Below are 16,946 nucleotides of genomic sequence, written 5' to 3' on the forward strand. Positions count from 1 at the left end.
GGTTCCCTCCACTCCGCCCTGTCATCAGGCTCGTCGTTATCAGCTTACCCGCGCTGCGACGCCCAAACTCCAAACAAACAAATTACTCCGAGGCTCCGTCCGCTCGCCATGAATCTGCAAGAACTCAAGACCAAATCCCCCACCGAACTGCTCGCCTTCGCCGAGGAGCTGGAGATCGAGAACGCCTCGACTCTGCGCAAGCAGGACATGATGTTCGCCATCCTCAAGCAGCTGGCCGACCGCGAGGTGGAAATCACCGGCGAGGGCGTGCTGGAAGTGCTGCAGGATGGTTTCGGCTTCCTGCGCTCGGCGCAGGCGAATTACCTGGCCGGCCCGGATGATATCTATGTCAGCCCGAACCAGATCCGCCGCTTCGGTCTGCGCACCGGCGACACGGTGGAAGGCACCATCCGCGCGCCCAAGGATGGCGAGCGTTATTTCGCGCTGCTCAAGGTCAACGCGATCAACTACGAAGACCCGGAAAACACCCGCCATAAGGTGCATTTCGACAACCTGACGCCGCTCTACCCGAATGAGCGGCTGAAGATGGAAATCCCGATTGCCGAGGATGCCGAGCCGGCAGCGGCGGCGGCAACAACGCGCACCGTGATCAAGGGCCGGGGCGATTCGGCCAAGCGCGAGAAGCTGGTGGCAGCCGCCTCGGCGCCGAAGAAGGATATCTCGTCGCGCGTCATCGACCTGATCTCGCCGCAGGGCAAGGGCCAGCGCGCGCTGATCGTGGCGCCGCCGCGCACCGGCAAGACCATGCTGCTGCAGAATATCGCGCATGCCATCTCGGCCAATCACCCCGAGGTCTATCTCATCGTGCTGCTGATCGACGAGCGGCCCGAGGAAGTCACCGACATGTCGCGCACGGTGAAGGGCGAGGTGATCTCCTCCACCTTCGACGAGCCGGCCAGCCGCCATGTGCAGGTGACCGAAATGGTGCTGGAAAAGGCCAAGCGCCTGGTCGAGCACAAGCGCGACGTGGTGATCCTGCTCGATTCCATCACCCGCCTGGCCCGCGCCTACAACACCGTGGTGCCGTCTTCCGGCAAGGTGCTGACCGGCGGTGTGGATGCCAATGCGCTGCAGCGCCCGAAGCGTTTCTTCGGCGCCGCGCGCAATATCGAGGAAGGCGGCTCGCTCACCATCATCGCCACGGCGCTGATCGATACCGGCTCGCGCATGGACGAAGTGATCTTTGAAGAGTTCAAGGGCACCGGCAATTCGGAAATCATCCTCGACCGCAAGCTGGCCGACAAGCGCACCTTCCCGGCCATCGACATCACCAAGTCGGGCACCCGCAAGGAAGAACTGCTGGTCGACAAGGGCACGCTGGCCAAGATGTGGGTGCTGCGCCGCATCCTGATGCCGATGGGCGGCCAGGACGCGATGGAATTCCTGCTCGACAAGCTGAAGCATTCCAAGACCAACGGCGATTTCTTCGACTCGATGAATACCTGAGGCGAAGCGCCGCAACAGAAACCGAAAAGCCCGGGGCCAGTCCCCGGGCTTTTTTGTTGTCTGCGGGCGGAAAAGAAGCAACTCGTCATGCTCCGCCTTCGCGGAGCATGACGATCATTTCATACCGTCATGCCCTGCGGAGGCAGGGCATCCACGAGTTCATTTTTCTTGAGGTATTTTAATCCCCCGCCGCGCCGGCAAACGGGAAGCCCGGCTTGTCACCCGGCTGCGGCGAAGGATAGAGCCAGACGCTGACATTGGTGCCGCGCTCCGGGATCGAATGTACTTCGATGCGGCCATGATGCAGGTCGACCAGCTGCCGCGTGATCGCAAGGCCAAGGCCGCTGCCCTCATGGCGCCGCGCCAGCGGGCCTTCCACCTGCCAGAACGGCTCGAAAATCTTTTCCTGATGCTCGCGCTTGATGCCGATGCCGGTATCGCTGACCGACAGCCTGAGGCCATCGCCGACGCGGACCGCCTGCAGCCGCACATCGCCGCCGGATTCGGTGAATTTCACCGCGTTGGTCAGCAGGTTGATGGCGATCTGCTTCAGCGCCTGGGCATCCACCGCCACATCGTCAAGATCGTCGTCGATCTGGTGCTCCAGCGTGATATTGCGGCTTTGCGCCCGCAGCCGCACCAGCCGCATGCTCGATTCCAGGATGGCGCCCGCATCGGCCTGGCGGATATCCAGTTCATAGCGGCCGGCCTCGATGCGGGCCATGTCGAGGATGTCGTTGATCAGGTTCAGCAGGTGGCGGCCGCTGGCGAGGATGTCCTCGCTGCATTCGATGTATTTCGGCGTCACGCTGCCGAACAGCTGGTTGGTGATGATCTCGGCGAAGCCGATGATGGCATTGAGCGGCGTGCGCAGCTCATGGCTCATGGAGGCGAGGAAGTCCGACTTGGCGCGGCTGGCCTCCACCGCGCGCTCGCATTCCAGGCGGTATTGCTCGGCCAGGTCCTGCAATTGCGCCGCCTGGTATTCCACCTCGCGCTGGGCATGGCGCGCGGTTTCCTCGGCCTGCTTCAAGGCGCCGATATCAAGCGCCACGGTCAGCAGGTGATCGGCCGGGCCATCGGGCCGGCTGCGCAACGCCACCTTGGTCATCCACCAGCGGTCGGAGGCATCCTCGCGATAGCGCCGCTGCACTTCGGTGAAGGGCATCGTCTGGCCGTCGAGCACGGCGCGGTCCTCGGCATCGGTGATGGCAACCAGTTCGGGCGGCGCGATATCGGCATAGGAGCGGCCGACCAGGCTTTCGCCTGCCATGGCCGGCGGCAGGAACAGCGCGCGGGCATAGGCATTGGCGAACAGGTAGCGCAGCTCGCGGTCCTTCACCACGATCATGCAGGGAATGGCATCGATCACGCCCTGCAGCAGGGTGGACATGGCGGCGCGCGACAACTCGGCCCGTTTGGCGGCATCCACATCCTGCACCACGCCGAACACCCAGCGTTTGCCTTCCGGGTCGCGCTGCGGCACGCCGGCCAGGGCGAGCCAGTGATAGGCGCCGCCGCGGTCACGCATCTGCACCTGCAGATCGAAGCGCCGGCCGCTGCGCAGGGTTTCCACCAGCGCATCGTTCAGCATCTGGCGGTGATCGGGATGCAGCAGCGTTTCGATCTCGCGGAACGACAGCCGCTGGCGCGGATCAAGGCCCAGGGTATCCGCCGGCACGCCGGACCAGGTGATCGACTGCGCCTCCGGATCCGCCACCCAGTAGCCGAGCCGGCCGACGCGGTGGCTTTCCAGCAATTGCAGCCGCTGGCCTTCAAGCTGGCCCTGCAGCTTCTCGGCCTCGGCGGCATCCTTGCGGATGCCGTCGATCCAGCGTGCCCAGCGCATGATGCCGTAGCAGAGCAGGCCGATGCCGAGAACATAGAGCAGGCCGATGGCGCCGAAGCGGAGCTGCGACAGGCGCAGGTTCAGGGTAAATGCCTCGAAGAGGTTGGCCAGCAGTATCACGGCGATACCGGCCATCATCATATGGTAGCCGCCATTGCGGCCGAAGCGGTGGCGGTTCACCCACATCACCACCACCAGCAGCAGCAAGGTGCCGGCGCGGATCAGCAGCGGGACGGCAGGATCGAGCAGCGGAGGCGAGGGATTCATCATGGCCGCTGCAGTAGCCCGAGCAGGCGGCGCGCGGCGGCGGCTGGTGTCACGCGGCCATCGCCAACCTCGGCTTCCAGGGCCGGCAATGTGGCTTTGATCCGTGGATCGGCCTGCAGCCATTCCCACAGGCCATCCTGCAATTCACGCTTCAGCCAGCCCTGTGCCTGATTGCGGCGCTGCCGATCCCAGCTGTCGTCGGCCTGCAAGGCCGCGCGGTAAGCCTCGATGCTTTCCCATACCGTGTCGATGCCGCGGTTGAGCAAGGCGGAAACCTGCAGCACCTGTGCCCGCCAGGCGGTATGGCGCGGCCGCATCAGATGCAGCGCGGCGCGGTAATCGGCCTGCGCCATGTTGGCGGCATTCACCAGATCGCCATCGGCCTTGTTCACGATCACCAGGTCGGCGAGTTCCATGATGCCGCGCTTGATGCCCTGCAGGTCGTCGCCACCGCCCGGCGCCAGCAGCAGCAGGAACATGTCCACCATGCTCGCCACCGTGGTTTCCGACTGGCCGACGCCGACGGTTTCCACCAGCACCACATCGAAGCCGGCGGCTTCGCTCAGCAGCATCGCCTCGCGGGTGCGCCGTGCCACGCCGCCGAGCGAGCCGGAGGAAGGCGACGGACGGATGAAGGCGCGCGGATCGCGCACCAGGGTTTCCATGCGCGTCTTGTCGCCCAGGATCGAACCGCCGGAAAGCTGCGAGGAGGGATCGATCGCCAGCACCGCCACCTGCAGCCCCCTGGCGGTGAGGAACCCGCCGAAGCGTTCGATGAAACTCGATTTGCCGACGCCCGGCGTGCCGCTGATGCCAAGCCGCACCGCCTTGCCGGTATGGGGCAACAGGCGGGCCAGCAGGGCCTCGGCGGCAAGCTGGTCGGTGGGATGGCGGGATTCGATCAGGGTGATGGCGCGGGCCAGGGCGCGGCGCTCGCCGGCCAGCACCGCATCCGCCAGGGCCGCTGCCAGGGCGGCCGGGTCGGAGCTGCGGCGGGGCAGGGCTACGGCGGCGGACATGGCCCGACTCTAGCGGATATCCCACTGTTTTTGCTAGGCGGAGCATGGATTTTCGCTTGTCCTGTCAGGGAAATGCCACAAGCCCGGTTGTAGTCACCGCTGCCTTTAAGGTAGAAACGGGGCAACGCCTCCCCATTGTGCACAAACGTCGCAGATCGCGCCGATGAATCCGTTTTCTTTGCAGCGCAGCAAGCGCCTCAGGGCTGCCCTCGGCTACGATGGTGCCGAGGGCGAGGGCGTGCCTGCTGAACCGGAGGTGGTGGAAGAAGCGCCGCCGCCTGAGCCGTTGCCGTTGCCCAAGCCGGAAATCCTCGCCGCCGAGCTTGAAATCCTCAGCCAGCGTTTCGAGACCGCCCGGCGCGAACCGCTGGCCGGGGTGCTGATCCTCGGCGATGCCCAGGCCATGGTGCAGGGCCTGCGCGATGCCTGCCTGCGGCTTGGTTCCCGCCATGCCGCCGAGGCGCTCGGCCTGCTCGGTGCTTCGCTGCGCCGCGCCGAACCGCTGAACCGCATGCATTTCGATGTCATGCAGTTGCAGCTTGAGGCCGCCCGCGCCCTGTTCCGCCTCAATGCCGCCGAGGCCCTGGTATTGGCCGATGAACTGCTCAACGGCCTGCGCCGCGCCGCCTGGCAGCATTTCGATGGCGACGAGCGCGACGACGGCTAGGGTCCGGGCCCTGGGATCGCCTCGTGGCCACCAATCACAAAGCAGTTAATACCGCTTGAAATCACGGCTGAAAGGCCGATCTTTGCCGCATGCGCCGTTTTTCGATCAGCCTTTCTGCTTTGCTTTTCCTGGCCCAGCCTGCCTTGCTTCAGGCGGCCCGGGCAGAGGAAATCCTGCACAATGCCGATCTCCGCTTCGGCATCTATGCGCTCGGCGCCAAGGCCTTCGATGTCGATATGAAAGTGGCGCGCGGCAGCGATGGCCTGAGCGTCGCTTCCGCCGTGCGCAGCACCGGGGCGGCCAATCTGCTGCTGCGCTTCCGCATGCAAAGCGATCTGGCGGTGCGGCAGGCGGCAGACGGCCATCTCAGCCCGCTGCGCTATGCCAGCCAGAGCGATGGCAGCTTCTCCAAGCGCACCATCATGATCCTGTGGGGCGCCGATGGCCTGCCCACCAGCGTGGTGGAGCCGCCGGCCGAGGCCGATGACCGCGAGCCGGTGCTGCCGGAGCAGACCCGCGGTACCTTCGATCCCACCACCGCCGTGCTGGCCCGCGCGCTGCGCCGCGACACGGCGGCGCCCTGCGAGGGCAGCGACAAAATCTTCGATGGCCGACGCCGCTATAATGTGCATTACGAAGCCGCCGGCATGGAGCGGCTGGAAGCGCATAACCGCTCGGCCTATGCCGGGCTGGCGCTGAAATGCCGCCTGCGGTTCGAGCCGATCGCAGGCTATAGCCGCAAATACATGGACCAGACCCGCAAGCTGGAGGAAGAAGTCACCGAGATGTGGCTGGCCCGCCTGCCGGGCCAGCCGATCTGGCTGCCGGTGCGGCTGCGCTCGGCCTGGATGCTGGGCGAGGTTGGCGGCTATGTCACAGCCACCACCATCAATGGCCGCCAGGCGCTCAAGCCGGTGGACGACGACGCGCCGCCGCCGGAGCCGCCGAAGATCGCGCCGTAACACCTAACCCATTGATTTTGTTTAATGGAACCTTCCGGGGGCGGTTACCGGCAAAGCCGGCTTGACATTGCCGGCCCGAGGCGGTTTATTCCGCCCGCTTCCGGTTAGGGAAACTGACCCGGTCCGAGGATCGCCGTCCGTCCGCGAGTTTCGCGCACGGGCGCGTTATCCGTTTGGCCGCACCGCACCGGAACATCGAAGGAGCTGATCGGACAGATGTTCGAGAATTTGAGCGGCAAACTCGGCCAGGTCTTCGACCGCCTGCGTAAGCGCGGCGCGTTGAACGAGGCCGATGTCAACGAGGCGATGCGGGAAGTGCGCGTCGCCTTGCTGGAAGCCGATGTCGCGCTCCCGGTGGTGAAAAACTTCATCGATGCGGTGAAGGCGAAGGCGGTCGGCCAGGAAGTGCTGCGCTCGGTGACCCCGGGCCAGATGGTCATCAAGATCGTCCATGACAACCTGATCGAGATGCTCGGCGGCCGCAGCGATGTGCCGGGTGCTGGGGCGGGCGAGGATGCCGCCGGCATCGATCTCGCCGCCGTGGCGCCGGTGCCGGTGCTGATGGTTGGCTTGCAGGGTTCGGGCAAGACCACCAGCACGGCCAAGATCGCGCTGCGCCTGACGCAGAAGGAACGCAAGAAGGTGCTGATGGCGTCGCTCGACGTGCATCGCCCGGCGGCCCAGGAGCAGCTCAGGATTCTCGGCGAGCAGACCGGCGTTGCCACGCTGCCGATCGTGCCCGGCCAGATGCCGGTGGAAATCGCCAAGCGCGCCGTGCAGGCCGCCAAGCTCGGTGGCTATGACGTGCTGATGCTGGATACCGCCGGCCGCCTGCATGTCGATGAAGTGCTGATGCATGAAGTGGCGGCGGTGCGCGATGTGGTGCAGCCGCATGAAGTGCTGCTGGTCGCCGACAGCCTCACCGGCCAGGATGCCGTCACTGTCGCCAAGGCGTTCAACGAACGTCTCGCCGTTACCGGCATCGTGCTGACCCGTGTTGACGGCGATGGCCGTGGCGGTGCCGCGCTGTCGATGCGCGCCGTCACCGGCAAGCCGATCAAGCTGATCGGCGTCGGCGAAAAGCTCGATGCCATCGAACCGTTCCACCCGCAGCGCATCGCGCAGCGCATCCTCGGCATGGGCGATATCGTCAGCCTGGTCGAGAAGGCGGCTGAAACCATCGAGAAGGAAGAGGCCGAACGCCTGGCTGCCCGCGTGCAGAAGGGCCAGTTCGATCTCAATGACATGGCCAGCCAGCTCAAGCAGCTGCGCAAGATGGGTGGCATGTCTAGCGTCATGGACATGCTGCCGGGCGTCGGCAAGATGAAGCAGCAGATGGCCAACGCCAATATCGACGAGAAGGTTTTGAAGCGTCAGGAGGCGATCATCTCCTCGATGACCGGCGACGAGCGCAAGAATCCCAAGGTGATCCACGCTTCGCGCAAGAAGCGCATTGCGGCTGGGTCGGGCACCTCGGTGCAGGATGTGAACAAGCTGCTGAAGCAGCATATGCAGATGGCCGACATGATGAAACGCATGTCGAAGCTGGGGCAGAAGGGTTTCATGCGCTCGATGATGGGCGCCATGGGCGGCTTCCCTGGCATGCCGAAGTGATTTTGAGTTACGCGTAATCAGGTTCTGAAAGAAAGGAATACCATGTCCGTCAAGATCCGCATGACCCGCGGTGGCGCCAAGAAGCGCCCGTATTACCGCATCGTGGTGGCCGACTCGCGCAGCCCGCGCGATGGCCGCTTCATCGAGAAGATCGGTTCCTATGATCCGATGCTGCCGAAGGACCGCGAGCGCGTGCAGCTCGATGTCGAGCGTTGCAAGCATTGGCTGAGCCAGGGCGCGCAGCCGTCCGACCGCGTTGCCCGCTTCTTCACCCAGGCCGGCCTGATCACCACCTGGGCGCATGGCAACAACCCGGAGAAGGCCAAGCCGAAGGCGAAGGCGCAGGAGCGCCTGAAGGCCGAAGCGCAGAAGGCTGCTGAAGCCGCTGCCGCTGCCTCCGAGAATGCCGGCTAAGGCATAACCGGCAGCAATGGCTGATCCAGCATGGCTGAAAAGGTCTGTCTCGGCATGATCACCACGGCGCATGGTATTCGGGGCGAGGTGCGGGTGAAAACCTACACCGCCGATCCGTTTGCGCTGGGTGATTACGGGCCGTTGGCTGACCGTTCCGGCCGGGTGTTCAAGCTCAAGCTGCGTGGCAAGCCGAAAGGCGAGATGGTGGTGGCGGCGATCGAAGGCATCGCCGACCGCAACGCCGCCGAGGCCCTGCGCAATACCGAGCTGTTCATCGACCGGGCAAAGCTGCCGGAGCTGGATGACGAAGACGCGTTCTACCAGTCGGACCTGATTGGTCTGCGCGCCGAGACGCCGGAAGGTGAACTACTCGGCGAGGTGGTGGGGCTGCAGAATTTCGGCGCCAGTGATCTGCTGGAAGTGATGCCGGTCGGCAAGTCGGCCAACCGGGATATCGTGTTTGTTTCGTTCAGTCCTGATTCCGTGCCTGACGTGGATATCGATGGCGGGCGGCTGGTGGTGGTGCCGGGCTTCTGGCTCGGCGATGCGGCTGGCCCCCAGGATGATGGTCTGGAGGAGCAGGGTAAGGAGACGGCGTGACGCAGGAGACGGTAAACGCAGCCTGGCAGGCGCGGGTGCTGACCCTGTTTCCGTCGATGTTCCCAGGACCGCTCGGCATCAGTCTGGCCGGGCGGGCGCTGGAGCGGGGCCTGTGGTCGTTGCAGGCGGTGGACATTCGCGATTACGCGCGCGATAAACACCGCTCCGTGGACGATACCCCCTGCGGTGGCGGCCCTGGCATGGTGATGCGGGCGGATGTGCTGGCGGCGGCGGTGGACGACGCCATGGCGGCGCAGCCCGGGTTGCCGCTGATCTATTTCTCGCCGCGTGGCCGGCGGATGGATCAGGCGCTGGTGCAGGAGTTGCGGGTGGCGGGTGGTGCCACGCTGATTTGCGGCCGTTTCGAGGGCGTTGATGAACGCGTGCTCGAAGCCCGGCCGATCACCGAGGTCAGCCTCGGCGATTTCGTGCTTTCGGGCGGCGAGTTGGCCGCGCTGGCATTGATGGATGCGGTGGTGCGCTTGCTACCCGGCGTGATGGGCGAGCAGGCATCGGCCACCGAAGAGAGTTTCTCGGCCGGTCTGCTGGAATATCCCCAGTATACGCGGCCGATTGAGTGGGAAGGCCGGGCAGTGCCGGAAGTGCTGCTGTCGGGCCACCATGAGAAGATCGCAGCCTGGCGGCGCGCGATGGCGGAACAGATCACCGCCGAACGCCGCCTGGATCTGTGGGAGAGCTATCGCCGCTTCGGCAAGTCCGGGCGCGGCGGTGAAGGTTGAACGACTGGTATTAAACGACTGGTAAGACAAGAAAGGCTTTGGCCATGAACATTCTGCAGCAGCTCGAGAAGGAGCAGATCGAGACCTTGGCGGCGGCGCGCGCGGTACCGGAATTCGGCCCGGGCGACACGCTTCGCGTCAACGTGAAGGTCTCCGAAGGCGGCCGCGAGCGCGTGCAGGCCTATGAAGGCGTCTGCATCGCCCGCTCCAACCGCGGCGTGAATTCCAACTTCACGGTGCGCAAGATTTCCTACGGCGAAGGCGTCGAGCGTATCTTCCCGCTGTTCTCGCCGCGCATCGAGTCGATCACCGTGGTGCGCCGCGGCGACGTGCGCCGCGCCAAGCTGTATTACCTGCGTGGCCGCACCGGCAAGTCGGCGCGCATCACCGAGAAGCGCAGCGAGAACGCCGAAGCCGCCAAGGCTTAAGGTTTTCTCCGACGGCTGGGTTTTCCGCCCGGCCAGTCTGCCTTCCGCGTTACGCATCAGCCGCCTGGAAGCCCCCGGGAATCTCCCTGGCATCCGGGCGGCTTTTGTTTGTCCGCGCCGCCACTCTCCGACCTGCTGCTGCGGTAGGGTGTGGGGGCGGGATCGAATTTATGGTTGTGGGTGTTAGCGATTCATCACGCGTATTAGTCGAAGGTAATTTTACCCTGTCCGCCGTCCGGCGCATCTTCCCCGCGCATTCTGAGGGGAAGGGCGACGTGATGATGACGGATGAAGTGGCGGCGATGAATATCGCTTTCTGGGCCGATATGGGTTCCCCCATGCGGCTGCTGCCGGCTTTGCGCGAGGATGACGACAAGTTCGTTACCGTGCGCACCACCTGGCTCAATGACGCCAGCCGCCTCGATGCCCCCCTGCTGCGGCAGCTCTATGATTTCTGGCGCGGCGCCCGCAACGGCGCGGTGATGCCGCCGGCCTCTGCCATCGACCCGTTCGCGCTGCGCTTCGCGCTCGGCAACCTGGTGGTGATGGAACCGCTGGATGGCGGCATCGATTTCAAGGTACGGCTGTTCGGCAGCCGGATTGCCAGCCGGCTTGGCTACGATCTCACCGGCCGGCTGCTGTCGAGCATTTCCGACGATACCGCGCGGCACTATACCGAGCAGGCGGTGGCCAAGGTGCTGCATGGCGAGCGGCCGATGCTGATGCAACGCCATCGCCGGCTGGAGAAGGGCCCGGTGGAATATACCTGCCTGCTGCTGCCGTTTGGCGACGGCACCCCCAGCCGCATCGTCTACGGTGTCCATTTCGACGACGAAGGCTGACGCGGCCGAATAAATATTGGGGAAAATCAAAGATCTGTGACGCTGCCGCGGCTTGTAATCCATCCGCCCGCATAGCAGCCTCGCCAGGCCGACAAGCAGCCGCCTTTCGCGGCGCGGCCAAATGCGAGGAAACCCCATGCCGTCTCTCACTTTCTATTTCGCCCCCGGCGCCTGTTCGCTGGCCAGCCATATCGCGCTTGAGGAAGCCGGCGCGCAGTTCGAGCCGAAGCCGATCTCGCTGCGCAAGGGCCAGCAGATGACGCCGGAATACCTGGCGCTCAACCCCAAGGGCAAGGTGCCGATGCTGGTGGTGGATGGCCTGCCGCTGACCGAGAATCCGGCGATCATTACCTATCTCTCGCAGCTCTATCCCGCCGCCAAGCTGCTGCCGGCGGGCAATACCGCGCAGGCCTTGCAGGGCCTGTCGCTGCTGTCCTACTGCGCCGCCGGCATCCATCCGATCTTGAGCCGTTTCTTCGGCCCGCAGCGCTATTGCGACCTGCCGGATGCGACGCCGAACGTGGTCAAGCTGGCCACCGAGGCCAATGCCAAGAATTTCGCCATCGTCGACAAGATGCTGGACGGCAAGCAGTACATGCTTGGCGATTTCTCCGCCGTGGATGGCTACCTGCTGGTCTTCTGGCGCTGGACCCAGCACCTGAAGATCGATACGTCGGCTTTCAAGAATTACGCCGGTCTGGCCGAGCGTGTCGCCGCCCGCCCGGCGGTGCAGCGCGCCCTGGCACGCGAGGCAGAGGCACAGGCGGCGCTGGCGTAAGTTTAACGGCGCGAATTACTTTCAGTATCAAATTTTGTTCAATTCAGGCGACGGCGGGAATAGCTTAGAAAAGCGGTTCCCGCCGTTTTCCGTTTGGGCATCAAGAAAAGGAACTCTCACCCATGGCTCAACTCGACAAATTCGCACCGCTGCTCGGCCGCATCCTGATTGCATTGCTGTTCATCCCGGCCGGTATCAGCAAGCTCACCGGCTTTGCCGGTACGGTTGGCTATATCAAGTCGGTCGGCCTGCCGCTGCCGGAAGTCGGTGCGGTGATCGCCATCGTGGTGGAAGTGCTGGTCGCCGCCGCCGTGCTGGTCGGCTTCAAGGCGCGTTATGCCGCCCTGATCCTGGCGCTGTTCACCATCGGTGCCGCCATCGGCTTCCATAATTTCTGGGCCATGGAAGAAGCCAAGGTGATGATCAACCGCATCCAGTTCTTCAAGAACCTGGCGATCAGCGGCGGCCTGCTTTTCATCGTCGCCTATGGCGCCGGCCCGTTCTCGCTGGATAGCCGCAGCAAGGCTGACTAAGGCTTGAGCTAATCAGCGCGGATCGCCGCGCCGATATCACGCAGCGCCCGCGTCAGTGTTGCATCGCTGACGCGGGTTTGCAGCACCACCAGACTCGCCGGCAAGGCCGGCAGGCTCTCCCACTCCTTCAAGCCATCGGGCGCCAGCCGGCGCGGCAGGGCGGCAATGCCAAGCCCGGCCCGCACGGCTGCCACTAAGGCGGTAACGCCGCCGCCGGTGAAAGCTTCGCGCCAGGCCACCCGGCCGCGCTCCAGCGCCGTGATCGCCGCCGCACGCACGCCGCAGGGCGCTGCCAGGGCGATCAGCGGCAAAGGCTCGGGCCGCGCCCAGGTGAAATCCGCCGCCGCAAACCAAGCCAGCCGGTCGCGCAGCAGCACTTCTCCCTGTTTCGGCATGCCGCGCCCGGAACCGACATGCTGCAGGATCGCTGCATCGGCTTCGCCGGCTTCGAACAGCTCGGCCATGTCGCGCGAAAGCCCGAGCCGCACGTCCAGCCGTAAAGCCGGATGGCGCCGCCGCAGCCCGGCCAGCAAAGCCGGCAGACGCGGCCCCAGGGTCTGGTCGCTGATCGCCAGCCGCAAGGGCCGCAGCGGCTTTTGCCCCAGGGCGGCCAGCGCCGCGTCATGCGCCGCCAGCACCTGGCGCGCTTCCGCCACCAGGATTTCGCCATCACGGGTCAGTGCCACATGGCGCGGGCTGCGCTCCACCAGGCGGCGGCCGAGTTTGGCTTCCAGCCGCTTCAGCCGCAGGCTCACGGCGGCCTGGGTCGCCGCCAGCGCCTCGGCGGCGCGGGTGAAGCTGCGATGCTCGGCCAGCAGTACCAGGGCGCGCAGGGCATCGATATCCAGGCTTGGGCTATTCATAACAGTTCATTATCATAGATATAGAATATCATAGCATATTAAAATCATGCTGCCGGCGCTACCTCTCTTGGCAACGGGCAATCAAGCCCGGTGCAGGAGAAATACAATGCCGATGATCCAAGTGAGCTATTCAACGCCCAATCCCGCCAGCGACCTGTCGCGCTGGATTGCCGCGCTCAGCACCCGGCTAGCGCAGGAGAAGCTTGGCAAGCAGCCGGAGGTGACGGCGGTAGCGGTGCAGCAAGTTGCCGCCGCCGATTGGTATATCGCCGGGCAGTCGCTGGCAGAGGCCGGCCTCGCCAGCTTCTTCCTCGATATCCGCATTACCACCGGCACCAACACCAAGGATGAGATGGCGGCCTTCGTCGCAGCGGCCTATGCCGAATTCGGCACGCTGCTCGGGCCGCTGCATGCCGAAAGCTATGTGCATGTGCATGAGGCCCAGGGCTTCGCCTATGGCTATGGCGGCCAGACCCAGGAGCGGCGCTATATCGCCGCGCGGAGTTAGCTGCGCAGATGCACCGGCTGGCCATGCGGGGTATGGGCATAGGCATCGGCCCAGGCATCGCGCATGGTCAGCAGTTCATCCGCCGACACGATGCCCTTGGCGGCGAGCAGAGCCTGCAAGGCGGCAAGCCAGCGTTCGTAATAGGCGCCACCGTCATTGGGGCCGCAATCGGCGCGGCTGGCGCTGAGTTCGCGGCCCAGCGCCTCGGCCCATTCGCTCCAGGCAAAGGCGCCGGTCTCATGCAGCCGCAGGGTCAGCGCGAAAGCCGCCGCTTGCCATGGTTCGGCAAAGACCGGCGCACCGGCATTGTCCAGCGGCAGCGGGCCGAGGGCAGTGAGATCAAGATCAGACGGCTTCATGGCGCGGCTTCGAGATGCGCATCCCACAGGTCGGCGCGGATTTCACCCTGATAGCGCGCCGCCGGGCCGAATACCTCGGCGACATCGAACACCACGTTGTAGAGATGCTGCGCATCCTCGCCGTGGAAATGCGCGTTGCTGTCGGCAAACACATGCAGGCCGTGATCCATGCCGATCACACCGATTTTGCCGCGCAGATAGCGCGGCAGCCGGGTATGGCCCACGGGATGGATATTCAGCGCCCGCACGCGCTGGCCAATCTGGAACCGCGCCGGCTTGCCGGTGGCGCGCAAGGTCGGCCCGCCGCGCGCCAGGATGCCGGGCACGGCTTCCGGCTGCACCGGCTTAAGCGCGGTCCGGCCTTCCGGCTCGCCGCTTTTCAGCTCGGCCTCGCTCAGCAGGCCGCGCTCCACCAGCAGCCGCTCCAGGCCGCTCATCCAGCGTTCGTAATAGGTCTCGCGGATATAGGTGCGCGCGGGGCTGCGCTCGCGGGCATGGCGCGAGGCATCGATATTCCATTGGCCCAGGCTGCCGGTAGCGAGCGTGAGCGCCAGGGCGCGCTTCTCCCAGTCGCCATGGAAGATAGGTTCGTTCTGCTCAAGCGGCAAAGGCCCGAAGCCTTCCATGCCGCCCATGTCATGCACGCCGTTCATGCCGCACCCCTTGCTCCGGGTTGCGTGGCAACACCGGTGCCGATCATGCTGTCGCGCGTTACCAGGTCGGCAAGCTGTGCCTCGCTCCAGCCTTCCGTGCCTTGGGGCCGCTCTGGAATCACCAGGTAGCGGATCTCGGCGGTGGAATCCCACACGGCGATTTTCTTCGCATCCGGTAATTCCAGGTCAAACTCCTGCAATACGCCGCGCGGATCGAGCACGGCGCGGGCGCGGTAGGAATCCGATTTGTACCAGACCGGCGGCAAGCCCAGAACGCTCCACGGATAGCAGGAGCAGAGCGTGCAGACGACGAGGTTATGAATCTCGGGCGTGTTTTCCACGATCACCATATGCTCGCCCTGGCGCCCGGTATAGCCAAGGCTGGCAATCGCCGCCGTGGCATCCTCGCGCAAAGCCTGCATGAAGCCCGGATCGCTCCACGCCTTGGCCACCACATGGGCGCCGTTGCGCGGACCGATCTTGGTTTCGTAGGTGTCGATATAGACATCCAGCGCGGCGCCATCCACCAGCCCCTTGCGGGTCAGCAGGGTTTCCAGCGCCTTGACCCGCAAAGCCGGATCAGAGGGAACGTCGCTGTGGTCATGATCGTGATGGTGGCCGTGATGATGATCGTGGTGATCATGGTCGTGATCGTGATCGTGATCATGCTCGTGTGTCATGCCGCTTCCTCGCTCAGCAATTCCGGCAGGCGGTGGATGATCTTGTCCGGCTTCACCGGGCTGTTGGCCGGCAGGCCCTGGGCATAGGCATCGCACCAGATGCCGCGCATGCCGAAGCCCTGCGGCACTTCCACTTCCCATTCCAGGTTGTCACCGACCATCCATGTCTCAGTGGCCTCGACGCCGAGCACGCCAAGCGCATGGCGGTAGGCTGCTTCCTCGGGCTTGCCGAACCCGTGTTCGCCTTCGATCTGGATATGCTCGAAATGCTGCTCCAGGGCGAAGCGGGTGACTTTCGCGCGCTGGGTATGCGCCGCGCCATTGGTGATCAGCGCCAGCTTCACGCCAGCGGTCTTGAAATGCGCCAGGGTTTCCTCAACGCCGGGAAACAGATGCATCTTTTCCTGGCGATAGGCCGTGTAGCGTTCGGCGATGCGGCCGGCCAGCTCGGCATCGGGTACGCTGCTGCCGCGTGCCGCCAGTTCGCTCAGCGCACCGGCCACAATCCTGTGGCGTGCTTCCTCCAGGTTCAGCCGCCAATGCTTGTGCATGGAACGGTCGCTCCAGAAGCGGCGGCCGAAATCGGTCACCGCATCGGCCAGCTGCTGCATGGACAGGCCATCCATCTCAGCGGCGAATTCGCCGGCCACCGCCTGCCAGGCCTTTTCCGGCTCGCCATAGGCAGAGAGGATTGTGTCGTCCATGTCGAACAGGATGGCGCGCGGCAATTTCATGGTGCGGATACTTCCTCGATCAGCCAGTCGCGCAGCAGCTTGATGCGTGCGGCCTCTGCCATGTGTTCCAGGCAGACCAGCCAATAGGCGCCGCGCACCGGCAGGGTTTTGTCGAACAGCCGCACCAGCCGGCCGGCCTTGATCTCGTCGGCAACGAAGGCCGGGTCCATCACCGCCACGCCCATGCCCTGCACGGCGGCCTGGATGGTGAAGCTGCGGGTCTCGAATACCGTGCCGATGGTGGGGTCCACCTCGGTCACGCCCATAGCGATCAACCAGATGCGCCAATGCTCGAAGCGGTTCTGCGAATGGAGCAGCTTGTGGCCCACCAGGTCGGCGGGCTGCTTGATGCTTTTTGCCAGGTCGGGATGCGCCACCACGGCCAGTTCCTCGGCAAACAGCCGGGTCGCATGCAGGCCGGGCCAGTCGCCATTGCCATAGCGGATGGCGCAATCCAGCCCCTCGCGCTCCAGGTCTACCGGCTTCATCGAGGTGGTGATGCGTACGTCGATATCCGGGTGCCGGGCCTGGAAGCGCGGCAGGCGCGGGATGAACCAGCGCATCGCCACGGTGGAGAACATGCTGATGGTGAGCGGGCCTTCGCCGCGCCGCGCTTCCAGCCGCGCCAGGGCATGGGCCAAGTGGTCGAAGCCCTGCTGCACGTCCGGCAGGATCAACTGGCCTTCCGGCGACAGCACCAGGCCTTTGCGGGTGCGGTTGAACAGCGGCACGCCGAGCAGTTCTTCCAGCTGGCGGATCTGGTGGCTGATGGCCGAGAGCGTGACCGAGAGTTCCTCGGCGGCGGCGGTGAAATTCAGGTGGCGCCCGGCGGCCTCGAAGGCTTTCAGCGCGTTCAGCGGCAGCAGCCGGCGGCTGGCAACGCCGGCGGGCGGCGGTGCCGGGGTGTCCTTTGTGCTGGCGGCGACGGGTTCGGGGGCGGGCATGAGTTTTCCTCGTTTCCGGCTTGAT

The 16,946-nt window shown here is 64.9% G+C and carries 20 protein-coding genes; 12 read left to right on the forward strand and 8 right to left on the reverse strand.

Translation table 11 applies throughout. The features are described 5' to 3' along the window. Positions 1-108 precede the first annotated feature (108 nt). The gene (gene rho, locus ACQY7X_RS07790) at positions 109-1,467 is read left to right on the forward strand and encodes a transcription termination factor Rho (protein ID WP_428249308.1); all 1,359 of its coding nucleotides are present in this window, start codon (positions 109-111) and stop codon (positions 1,465-1,467) included. A 178-nt stretch (positions 1,468-1,645) separates the two neighbouring features. On the opposite strand, the gene ACQY7X_RS07795 is transcribed toward rho, so the two are convergent. Both ACQY7X_RS07795 and meaB read right to left on the reverse strand, forming a co-directional pair. Continuing rightward, the gene (locus ACQY7X_RS07795) at positions 1,646-3,586 is read right to left on the reverse strand and encodes a PAS domain-containing sensor histidine kinase (protein WP_428249309.1); all 1,941 of its coding nucleotides are present in this window, start codon (positions 3,584-3,586) and stop codon (positions 1,646-1,648) included. Next, a complete protein-coding gene (meaB, locus tag ACQY7X_RS07800) occupies positions 3,583-4,602 on the reverse strand; it encodes a methylmalonyl Co-A mutase-associated GTPase MeaB (RefSeq protein WP_428249310.1) in 1,020 nt (339 codons plus the stop codon). Before meaB ends, ACQY7X_RS07795 begins: the two co-directional genes overlap by 4 nt. 163 nt (positions 4,603-4,765) lie before the next feature. Here meaB and ACQY7X_RS07805 point away from each other — a divergent pair, with 163 nt between their 5' ends. The 10 genes from ACQY7X_RS07805 (at position 4,766) to ACQY7X_RS07850 (ending at position 12,180) form a co-directional block, all read left to right on the forward strand. Further along, positions 4,766-5,269 (forward strand): hypothetical protein, encoded by a 504-nt coding sequence (locus tag ACQY7X_RS07805; protein WP_428249311.1) that lies wholly within the window; start codon positions 4,766-4,768, stop codon positions 5,267-5,269. Positions 5,270-5,358: 89 nt separating this feature from the next. Then, the gene (locus tag ACQY7X_RS07810; protein WP_428249313.1) at positions 5,359-6,231 is read left to right on the forward strand and encodes a DUF3108 domain-containing protein; all 873 of its coding nucleotides are present in this window, start codon (positions 5,359-5,361) and stop codon (positions 6,229-6,231) included. Positions 6,232-6,447: 216 nt separating this feature from the next. Then, the gene (gene ffh / locus ACQY7X_RS07815; protein ID WP_428249314.1) at positions 6,448-7,845 is read left to right on the forward strand and encodes a signal recognition particle protein; all 1,398 of its coding nucleotides are present in this window, start codon (positions 6,448-6,450) and stop codon (positions 7,843-7,845) included. Between the two features lie 42 nt (positions 7,846-7,887). Beyond that, the gene (rpsP, locus tag ACQY7X_RS07820) at positions 7,888-8,259 is read left to right on the forward strand and encodes a 30S ribosomal protein S16 (protein WP_428249315.1); all 372 of its coding nucleotides are present in this window, start codon (positions 7,888-7,890) and stop codon (positions 8,257-8,259) included. Positions 8,260-8,289: 30 nt separating this feature from the next. Then, positions 8,290-8,859, forward strand: coding sequence for a ribosome maturation factor RimM (rimM, locus tag ACQY7X_RS07825; RefSeq protein WP_428249317.1), 570 nt, complete (start codon positions 8,290-8,292; stop codon positions 8,857-8,859). Between the two features lie 56 nt (positions 8,860-8,915). Further along, positions 8,916-9,599: a tRNA (guanosine(37)-N1)-methyltransferase TrmD gene (gene trmD / locus ACQY7X_RS07830; protein ID WP_428250043.1), complete on the forward strand. Its 684-nt coding sequence runs from the start codon at positions 8,916-8,918 to the stop codon at positions 9,597-9,599. A 44-nt stretch (positions 9,600-9,643) separates the two neighbouring features. Continuing rightward, positions 9,644-10,027 carry a 50S ribosomal protein L19 gene (gene rplS / locus ACQY7X_RS07835; protein WP_428249318.1) on the forward strand — a complete coding sequence of 128 codons (384 nt, stop codon included), beginning with the start codon at positions 9,644-9,646 and terminating at the stop codon, positions 10,025-10,027. A 278-nt stretch (positions 10,028-10,305) separates the two neighbouring features. Beyond that, complete coding sequence (locus ACQY7X_RS07840) at positions 10,306-10,869, forward strand: PAS domain-containing protein (protein WP_428250044.1); 564 nt, start codon at positions 10,306-10,308, stop codon at positions 10,867-10,869. A 136-nt stretch (positions 10,870-11,005) separates the two neighbouring features. Continuing rightward, complete coding sequence (locus ACQY7X_RS07845) at positions 11,006-11,647, forward strand: glutathione S-transferase family protein (protein WP_428249319.1); 642 nt, start codon at positions 11,006-11,008, stop codon at positions 11,645-11,647. Between the two features lie 122 nt (positions 11,648-11,769). Beyond that, positions 11,770-12,180 (forward strand): DoxX family protein, encoded by a 411-nt coding sequence (locus tag ACQY7X_RS07850; protein WP_428249320.1) that lies wholly within the window; start codon positions 11,770-11,772, stop codon positions 12,178-12,180. 8 nt (positions 12,181-12,188) lie between these two features. Here ACQY7X_RS07850 and ACQY7X_RS07855 read toward each other — a convergent pair whose 3' ends face one another. Continuing rightward, positions 12,189-13,043 (reverse strand): LysR family transcriptional regulator, encoded by an 855-nt coding sequence (locus ACQY7X_RS07855; protein ID WP_428249322.1) that lies wholly within the window; start codon positions 13,041-13,043, stop codon positions 12,189-12,191. A 106-nt stretch (positions 13,044-13,149) separates the two neighbouring features. On the opposite strand from ACQY7X_RS07855, the gene ACQY7X_RS07860 reads away from it, so the two are divergent. Further along, on the forward strand, positions 13,150-13,551 hold the full coding sequence (locus ACQY7X_RS07860; RefSeq protein WP_428249323.1) for a tautomerase family protein: 402 nt from the start codon (positions 13,150-13,152) through the stop codon (positions 13,549-13,551). Here the strand turns inward: ACQY7X_RS07860 and ACQY7X_RS07865 are convergent. From ACQY7X_RS07865 to gcvA, 5 genes are read right to left on the reverse strand one after another with little or no spacing between them, the layout of a single operon-like run. Beyond that, positions 13,548-13,910 (reverse strand): nitrile hydratase accessory protein, encoded by a 363-nt coding sequence (locus ACQY7X_RS07865; RefSeq protein WP_428249324.1) that lies wholly within the window; start codon positions 13,908-13,910, stop codon positions 13,548-13,550. The two genes, ACQY7X_RS07860 and ACQY7X_RS07865, sit on opposite strands and share 4 nt — an antisense overlap. Continuing rightward, complete coding sequence (gene nthB, locus ACQY7X_RS07870; protein ID WP_428249326.1) at positions 13,907-14,563, reverse strand: nitrile hydratase subunit beta; 657 nt, start codon at positions 14,561-14,563, stop codon at positions 13,907-13,909. The genes ACQY7X_RS07865 and nthB overlap by 4 nt, the downstream gene beginning before the upstream one ends. Next, complete coding sequence (nthA, locus tag ACQY7X_RS07875; RefSeq protein WP_428249327.1) at positions 14,560-15,243, reverse strand: nitrile hydratase subunit alpha; 684 nt, start codon at positions 15,241-15,243, stop codon at positions 14,560-14,562. Before nthA ends, nthB begins: the two co-directional genes overlap by 4 nt. Beyond that, complete coding sequence (locus ACQY7X_RS07880; RefSeq protein WP_428249329.1) at positions 15,240-15,977, reverse strand: HAD family hydrolase; 738 nt, start codon at positions 15,975-15,977, stop codon at positions 15,240-15,242. Before ACQY7X_RS07880 ends, nthA begins: the two co-directional genes overlap by 4 nt. Continuing rightward, positions 15,974-16,921 carry a transcriptional regulator GcvA gene (gene gcvA / locus ACQY7X_RS07885; RefSeq protein ID WP_428249330.1) on the reverse strand — a complete coding sequence of 316 codons (948 nt, stop codon included), beginning with the start codon at positions 16,919-16,921 and terminating at the stop codon, positions 15,974-15,976. Before gcvA ends, ACQY7X_RS07880 begins: the two co-directional genes overlap by 4 nt. Between the last annotated feature and the right edge of the window lie 25 nt (positions 16,922-16,946).

The organism is Ferrovibrio sp. (assembly GCF_965278975.1).
GTDB lineage: Bacteria > Pseudomonadota > Alphaproteobacteria > Ferrovibrionales > Ferrovibrionaceae > Ferrovibrio.

What these genes read in the sequence shown, in the direction of transcription:
- rho (WP_428249308.1), top strand. Translation starts at nt 109, where the DNA reads ATGAATCTGCAAGAACTCAAGACCAAATCCCCCACCGAACTGCTCGCC.
- ACQY7X_RS07795 (WP_428249309.1), bottom strand. Translation starts at nt 3,586, where the DNA reads ATGATGAATCCCTCGCCTCCGCTGCTCGATCCTGCCGTCCCGCTGCTG.
- meaB (WP_428249310.1), bottom strand. Translation starts at nt 4,602, where the DNA reads ATGTCCGCCGCCGTAGCCCTGCCCCGCCGCAGCTCCGACCCGGCCGCC.
- ACQY7X_RS07805 (WP_428249311.1), top strand. Translation starts at nt 4,766, where the DNA reads ATGAATCCGTTTTCTTTGCAGCGCAGCAAGCGCCTCAGGGCTGCCCTC.
- ACQY7X_RS07810 (WP_428249313.1), top strand. Translation starts at nt 5,359, where the DNA reads ATGCGCCGTTTTTCGATCAGCCTTTCTGCTTTGCTTTTCCTGGCCCAG.
- ffh (WP_428249314.1), top strand. Translation starts at nt 6,448, where the DNA reads ATGTTCGAGAATTTGAGCGGCAAACTCGGCCAGGTCTTCGACCGCCTG.
- rpsP (WP_428249315.1), top strand. Translation starts at nt 7,888, where the DNA reads ATGTCCGTCAAGATCCGCATGACCCGCGGTGGCGCCAAGAAGCGCCCG.
- rimM (WP_428249317.1), top strand. Translation starts at nt 8,290, where the DNA reads ATGGCTGAAAAGGTCTGTCTCGGCATGATCACCACGGCGCATGGTATT.
- trmD (WP_428250043.1), top strand. Translation starts at nt 8,916, where the DNA reads ATGTTCCCAGGACCGCTCGGCATCAGTCTGGCCGGGCGGGCGCTGGAG.
- rplS (WP_428249318.1), top strand. Translation starts at nt 9,644, where the DNA reads ATGAACATTCTGCAGCAGCTCGAGAAGGAGCAGATCGAGACCTTGGCG.
- ACQY7X_RS07840 (WP_428250044.1), top strand. Translation starts at nt 10,306, where the DNA reads ATGATGACGGATGAAGTGGCGGCGATGAATATCGCTTTCTGGGCCGAT.
- ACQY7X_RS07845 (WP_428249319.1), top strand. Translation starts at nt 11,006, where the DNA reads ATGCCGTCTCTCACTTTCTATTTCGCCCCCGGCGCCTGTTCGCTGGCC.
- ACQY7X_RS07850 (WP_428249320.1), top strand. Translation starts at nt 11,770, where the DNA reads ATGGCTCAACTCGACAAATTCGCACCGCTGCTCGGCCGCATCCTGATT.
- ACQY7X_RS07855 (WP_428249322.1), bottom strand. Translation starts at nt 13,043, where the DNA reads ATGAATAGCCCAAGCCTGGATATCGATGCCCTGCGCGCCCTGGTACTG.
- ACQY7X_RS07860 (WP_428249323.1), top strand. Translation starts at nt 13,150, where the DNA reads ATGCCGATGATCCAAGTGAGCTATTCAACGCCCAATCCCGCCAGCGAC.
- ACQY7X_RS07865 (WP_428249324.1), bottom strand. Translation starts at nt 13,910, where the DNA reads ATGAAGCCGTCTGATCTTGATCTCACTGCCCTCGGCCCGCTGCCGCTG.
- nthB (WP_428249326.1), bottom strand. Translation starts at nt 14,563, where the DNA reads ATGAACGGCGTGCATGACATGGGCGGCATGGAAGGCTTCGGGCCTTTG.
- nthA (WP_428249327.1), bottom strand. Translation starts at nt 15,243, where the DNA reads ATGACACACGAGCATGATCACGATCACGATCACGACCATGATCACCAC.
- ACQY7X_RS07880 (WP_428249329.1), bottom strand. Translation starts at nt 15,977, where the DNA reads ATGAAATTGCCGCGCGCCATCCTGTTCGACATGGACGACACAATCCTC.
- gcvA (WP_428249330.1), bottom strand. Translation starts at nt 16,921, where the DNA reads ATGCCCGCCCCCGAACCCGTCGCCGCCAGCACAAAGGACACCCCGGCA.